Below are 5,018 nucleotides of genomic sequence, written 5' to 3' on the forward strand. Positions count from 1 at the left end.
GGACGGCGAACTGCTCGCGGAACCGGCGGCCGAGCCCCGCGCCGCTCGGACCGCCGGTGGCGGTGACCTGGCGAGCGAGGTGGCCGACGCGATCACCGACGCGGAGATCGTCGAGGTCTCGGACCACGGGGACACCCTGGCGCTGCCCGCGCCCGGTGGCGGCGACGGGACGGCGCGTCTCCCCGTGCCGCCCGACCAGGACGGCGAGCCGATCCGCTCCACGGCACCACCACGACCGGACGACACCGCCGAGGCGCCGGCCACTCCCCACGACCAGACGACCGCCCAGGAGGAGGCGACGCCCTCCGGGACCGGGGAGGGCGGCCCGGTCTGGCCCAGCATCCGGCAACAGGACCTGCTCGACGCGCTGTCCTCGGTCCGGCCCATCTCCATGTCCTCCTCGGACACCCTCCAGACCGGCGGGCTCACGCTGGACGACGTGGGGGACATGGCCGAGACGAAGCAGGCCCTCACCGAGGCGGTGCTGTGGCCCCTGCGCTACCCGGACTCCTTCTCCCGGCTCGGGGTCCGCCCGCCCCGGGGCGTCCTGCTCTACGGGCCCCCCGGCTGCGGGAAGACCTTCCTCGTCCGGGCGCTCGCGGGCAGCGGCCAGCTCAACGTGATGTCCGTCAAGGGCGCCGAGCTGCTGGACAAGTGGGTGGGTGAGTCGGAGCGGGCGGTCCGGGAGCTCTTCGCCAGGGCCGCCGAGGCCGCGCCGACCCTGGTCTTCCTCGACGAGGTCGACGCCCTGGCCCCCCGCCGGGGCGGGTCGAGCGACAGCGGCGTCGCCGACCGGGTGGTGGCCGCCCTCCTCACGGAGCTGGACGGCGTCGAGCCGATGCGGGACGTCGTCATCCTCGCCGCGACGAACCGGCCCGAGTTGATCGACCCCGCGCTGCTGCGGCCCGGGCGCCTCGAGCGCCTGGTGTACGTCCCGCCGCCCGACAGCGACGCCCGTGCCGCGATCCTGCGGTCGGCGAGCCGGAACACGCCGTTGGCCGACCAGGTCGACCTCGACGCGCTCGCCGCCGACCTCGAGGGGTACTCGGCCGCCGACTGCGCGGCCCTGGTGCGGGAGGCCGCGCTGACCGCGATGCGGGAGAACCTGGAGGCCACCGAGGTCACCGCCCACCACCTCGCCGCCGCGCGGGAGTCGGTGCGCCCCTCGCTGGACCCCGCGCAGCTCGCGGAGCTGGAGGCCTACGCCGCCTCGCAGCGGTGACGATCCCGGTCCCCGGGGCGCTCGACCGCCGCGTAGGTTGTCGGCAGCCGTCGGCACGTCGGCCGCCGCCCGGCGGGCCGGCGGACGCGGTGCCACGCGCGGGATCGACCACTCTCGGGGAGACCATGTACCGACTGCTGTTCTCGCTGGTCCTGCGCCGCGTCCCGGCCGAGGCCGCTCATCGGGTGAGCTTCGGGACGCTCCGGGCCCTCTGCGCCGTTCCCGGCGTACGCGGTCTGCTCCGCCGGTGGTTCGTGCCGCGCGATCCGGTGCTGCGCGTCCGGGCGCTGGGCATGGACCTCCCCAGCCCCCTCGGCCTCGCCGCCGGCTTCGACAAGGAGGGGACCGGGGCCGACGCGCTGGGCGCGCTGGGCTTCGGTTTCGTCGAGATCGGCACCATCACCGGCCAGCCGCAGCCCGGCAACCCCAAACCCCGGCTGTTCCGGCTGGTCGAGGACCGGGCCATCGTCAACCGGATGGGGTTCAACAACCACGGAGCGGCCGCTACCGCGAGGGCGCTGGCCAGGCGACCCCGGTCGGGGCGGGTGGGCCTCGGGGTGAACATCGGCAAGACGAAGGTGGTACCGGAGGACGGGGCGGTCGCCGACTACCGGCGCGGCGCCGAGCTGCTCGCGCGCCACGCCGACTACGTGGTGGTCAACGTCAGCTCGCCGAACACGCCGGGCCTGCGGAACCTCCAGGCCGTCGAGCTGCTGCGGCCGCTGCTCACCGAGGTGCGGGCCGCCCTGGACGAGTCGGTGTCCCATCGCGTGCCGCTCCTCGTGAAGATCGCCCCCGACCTGGCCGACGAGGATGTCGACGCGGTGGCCGACCTGGCGTTGGAGCTCGGGCTGGACGGGGTGATCGCCACCAACACCACCACCGCGCGCACCGGCCTGCGCAGCGAGGACGCGGAGGTGGCCGCCGCGGGGGCCGGCGGGCTGTCCGGGGCCCCGTTGCGGGAGCGGTCACTGGCCGTCCTGCGCCGACTGCGCGCCAGGGTCGGCGACCGGGTCCTGCTGGTCTCGGTGGGTGGTGTCGAGTCCGGCGAGGACGTCTGGACCCGGGTCCGCGCCGGCGCGACCCTGGTCCAGTCCTACACCGGGTTCATCTACGGTGGACCGTTCTGGCCGAGGGCGGTGCACCGCGACCTGGCGCGCCGGGTGCGCCAGGCCGGGCTGCGGACGGTAGCGGAGGCGGTGGGGCTGGACGCGCCGCCCGCCTCCCCCGGGCCCGAACGCCACCGGCGGGACGAGGAAGGGCGCGACGAGCCGTCCGCCGGGTGATGCTCGCCACGCGGGTCGGTGGGACCCACCACCGGCTCCCCGTCCCGCACCCCGAGCGACCCCGCACCCGGGGTGGGGTGAATAGGATCACCTGGACGGAGTCCGGTTCCAAGGAGGAGTGGCGATGCCAGGCACCCCGGCCAACCCCGGCAGCAACCGAGCCCAGCGCCAGGTCCTGGCCTGGGCGCTGGCGGTGGCCTCGGGCGCCGTCGCCGTGGGCTCGGTGTGGCTCCAGCTCACGCTGGACAGGTCGGTGCTTGGGGTGACGGCGGTCGCCCTGCTGGTGACCACCGCGTTGTTCCACTGGGTCCGGTCGAACGCCTCGGTGGGAGCCGTCTTCGGGGTGCTCGGGACGGCGACCCTCGTCTTCGGCAACGGGGTAGCCGTCCTCGACCACGGGATGTCGGTGGCCCTGGTGGTGCTGGCCGGGCTGGTCACCGCGCTGCCGGTGCCCCTCGCCTGGCAGCTGCGCCAACTCACTCCGGACGGCGACGGCGGGGGCGCGGTTCCCGCCTGACCTCGCCCGGCCTGTGCGGCGCACGGGTACCGCGCGGCCGTTCCCCGCCCGGGGGCTCCGGCCGGGCTGGGTTCCGGGGCGGCCGCGCCGTCGCCCCGGCGTTCCCCACCTGGCCCCGCACGCCGACGCCACCGGCTCAGCTCCTCCCGGAACGGGTCGGCGGTCGGCCGGGGTGGTCAGCGCGTCCTGGTCACCTTGTTCAGCCCCCGGGGCCGGTCCGGGTCGGCTCCCCGGGCCCTGGCGAGTTCCAGCGCGAGCAGCTGCGCGGGGAGCACCTCCAGCACCGGGGCGACCTCCTCGCTGGTCACCGGCAGTTCCACCCCCGCGTCCGGTAACGCCGACGCCGCCGCCGACCCGATCGCGGCGACGAACGGCCCCCGCGCCCGCACCACTTCCAGGGTCTCCAGCGTCGACGTGCCGCCGGGGCCGGCGCTGGTGACCGCGAGGAGCGCGGTGTCGGTGTCGACGGCGGCGACCGGCCCGTGCAACAGGTCGGCCGCGCTGTAGGCGCGGGTCAGCAGGTAGCTGGTCTCGGCGAGTTTGAGCGCCGCCTCAGCTGCCGTCGCCGAGGAGTAGCCGCGACCGACGGCGAGCAGCCGGTCGGCGAACCGCAGTCGGGAGGCGAGGTCCACGACCGGTGCGGCGGCCGCCGCCAGCACCTCGTCCGCCAGGTCCCCCAGCGGCGCGGCGCGTTCGCCGCGCCCGCCGCGCAGGGCGTCGACGAGCAGGTACAGGGCGAGCAGGGTCGCGGTGTAGGTCTTGGTGGCGGCCACCGCGCGCTCCGCACCGGCGCGGACGGGCAGGGCGGCGTCGGTGACCGACACCAGGTCCGAGGACTCGGTGTTGGTGACCGCCACGGTGAACGCGCCCCGTTCCCGCGCGGTGGCGGCGACCTCGACGAGGTCCGGGGAACCGCCGCTCTGGCTGACGGTGACCAGCAGGACGTCACGCAGGTCCTGGCGGGCGCCGTAGAGGGTGGTGGCCGACGGGGAGACGAGGCCGGCGGGCAGGCCGAGCAGCGTCTCCACGAGGTACTTGGCGTAGAGGGCGGCGTGGTCGCTGGACCCCCGCGCCGCCAACAGCACGAACCGGGGCCCTCGCCGCGTGATGTCCTCGGCGAGGGTCCGGATCTCCGGGCCGGCGGCCAGGAGCGTTCGGAGGACCTCCGGCTGCGCCGCTATCTCGGTCTCCATCAGGGAACCGGCCGTGGTGGCCGGCGCCGAATCCGCCTTCATACCGCCTCGTTCCGCCGGGTCAGCCATCCCGGCCACTCAGGGCGGCCGCCACCAACCGGGTTCGGGCCCGCCGGTCTGACGCCCGCAGTGGTCCAGACCAACACTACCCACGATGTCCGGTTCGCCACCGCCGCCGACCGGACGAGTGCCCGGCGGGCCAGGTGGGGCCGCGTCCCGGCACTACCGTCCCGGGGACCACGCGGACGGAGGAAGATCAGGGTCACCCTGTGACAACGTGGGAACCGGGGGAGCGCCTCGGCATCCTGGAAAGCACAGGCAGGCCGGACGTCACCGAGGAGGAGGCCATGCTCGACGCCACACCGCCGTGCGGGGAAAGCGGGAGCCGAAGCGGGCACGCCAGGGAGCCCAAGTACTGGAGGCTCAAACGGCACCTGCTCGAGCTGCTCCGGTCGATGCCAGCCGGGACGCCCATCCCCACCGAGAGATCACTCGCGACCGAGTTCGGCCTGTCCAGGACGACGGTCCGCCAGGCACTCGCCGACCTCACGGTCGAAGGCCGGCTCCTCCGGATACAGGGCAAGGGGACCTTCGCGGCCGAGCCGAAGGTGGCCCAGCGGTTGCAGCTCTCCTCCTACACCGAGGACATGCTCGCCCAGGGCATGCGGCCGCAGTCCCGGCTGCTCGCGGCAGAGGAACACCCGGCGGAGACGGAGCTGGCCAGGCTGCTGGAGGTCCGACCGGGCGCCAAGCTGCTCCGGCTGAAACGCCTGCGGCTCGCCGACGGCGGGCCGATGGCC

5 protein-coding genes are annotated in these 5,018 nt (G+C 75.1%); 4 read left to right on the forward strand and 1 reads right to left on the reverse strand.

The window, feature by feature from the left end; all coding sequences use genetic code 11:
- The 3 genes from ACTIDRAF_RS29445 to ACTIDRAF_RS0217140 all read left to right on the forward strand — a co-directional run.
- A partial coding sequence (locus ACTIDRAF_RS29445) for an ATP-binding protein (RefSeq protein ID WP_016699954.1) occupies positions 1–1,222 on the forward strand: 1,222 nt, incomplete at its 5' end.
- A 125-nt stretch (positions 1,223–1,347) separates the two neighbouring features.
- Positions 1,348–2,508: a quinone-dependent dihydroorotate dehydrogenase gene (locus tag ACTIDRAF_RS0217135; protein WP_016699955.1), complete on the forward strand. Its 1,161-nt coding sequence runs from the start codon at positions 1,348–1,350 to the stop codon at positions 2,506–2,508.
- Between the two features lie 124 nt (positions 2,509–2,632).
- Positions 2,633–3,025: a hypothetical protein gene (locus tag ACTIDRAF_RS0217140; protein ID WP_016699956.1), complete on the forward strand. Its 393-nt coding sequence runs from the start codon at positions 2,633–2,635 to the stop codon at positions 3,023–3,025.
- Between the two features lie 176 nt (positions 3,026–3,201).
- On the opposite strand, the gene ACTIDRAF_RS0217145 is transcribed toward ACTIDRAF_RS0217140, so the two are convergent.
- Positions 3,202–4,260 carry an SIS domain-containing protein gene (locus tag ACTIDRAF_RS0217145; RefSeq protein ID WP_016699957.1) on the reverse strand — a complete coding sequence of 353 codons (1,059 nt, stop codon included), beginning with the start codon at positions 4,258–4,260 and terminating at the stop codon, positions 3,202–3,204.
- Between the two features lie 305 nt (positions 4,261–4,565).
- On the opposite strand from ACTIDRAF_RS0217145, the gene ACTIDRAF_RS0217150 reads away from it, so the two are divergent.
- Positions 4,566–5,018: GntR family transcriptional regulator (locus ACTIDRAF_RS0217150; protein ID WP_026066205.1), on the forward strand; the 453-nt coding region annotated here is incomplete at its 3' end.

It is taken from the genome of Actinoalloteichus spitiensis RMV-1378 (assembly GCF_000239155.1).
In the GTDB taxonomy this organism is placed as follows: Bacteria; Actinomycetota; Actinomycetes; order Mycobacteriales; family Pseudonocardiaceae; genus Actinoalloteichus_B; species Actinoalloteichus_B spitiensis.

Coding starts and splice junctions, on each gene's coding strand:
- ACTIDRAF_RS0217135 (WP_016699955.1), top strand. CDS start 1,348: ATGTACCGACTGCTGTTCTCGCTGGTCCTGCGCCGCGTCCCGGCCGAG.
- ACTIDRAF_RS0217140 (WP_016699956.1), top strand. CDS start 2,633: ATGCCAGGCACCCCGGCCAACCCCGGCAGCAACCGAGCCCAGCGCCAG.
- ACTIDRAF_RS0217145 (WP_016699957.1), bottom strand. CDS start 4,260: ATGAAGGCGGATTCGGCGCCGGCCACCACGGCCGGTTCCCTGATGGAG.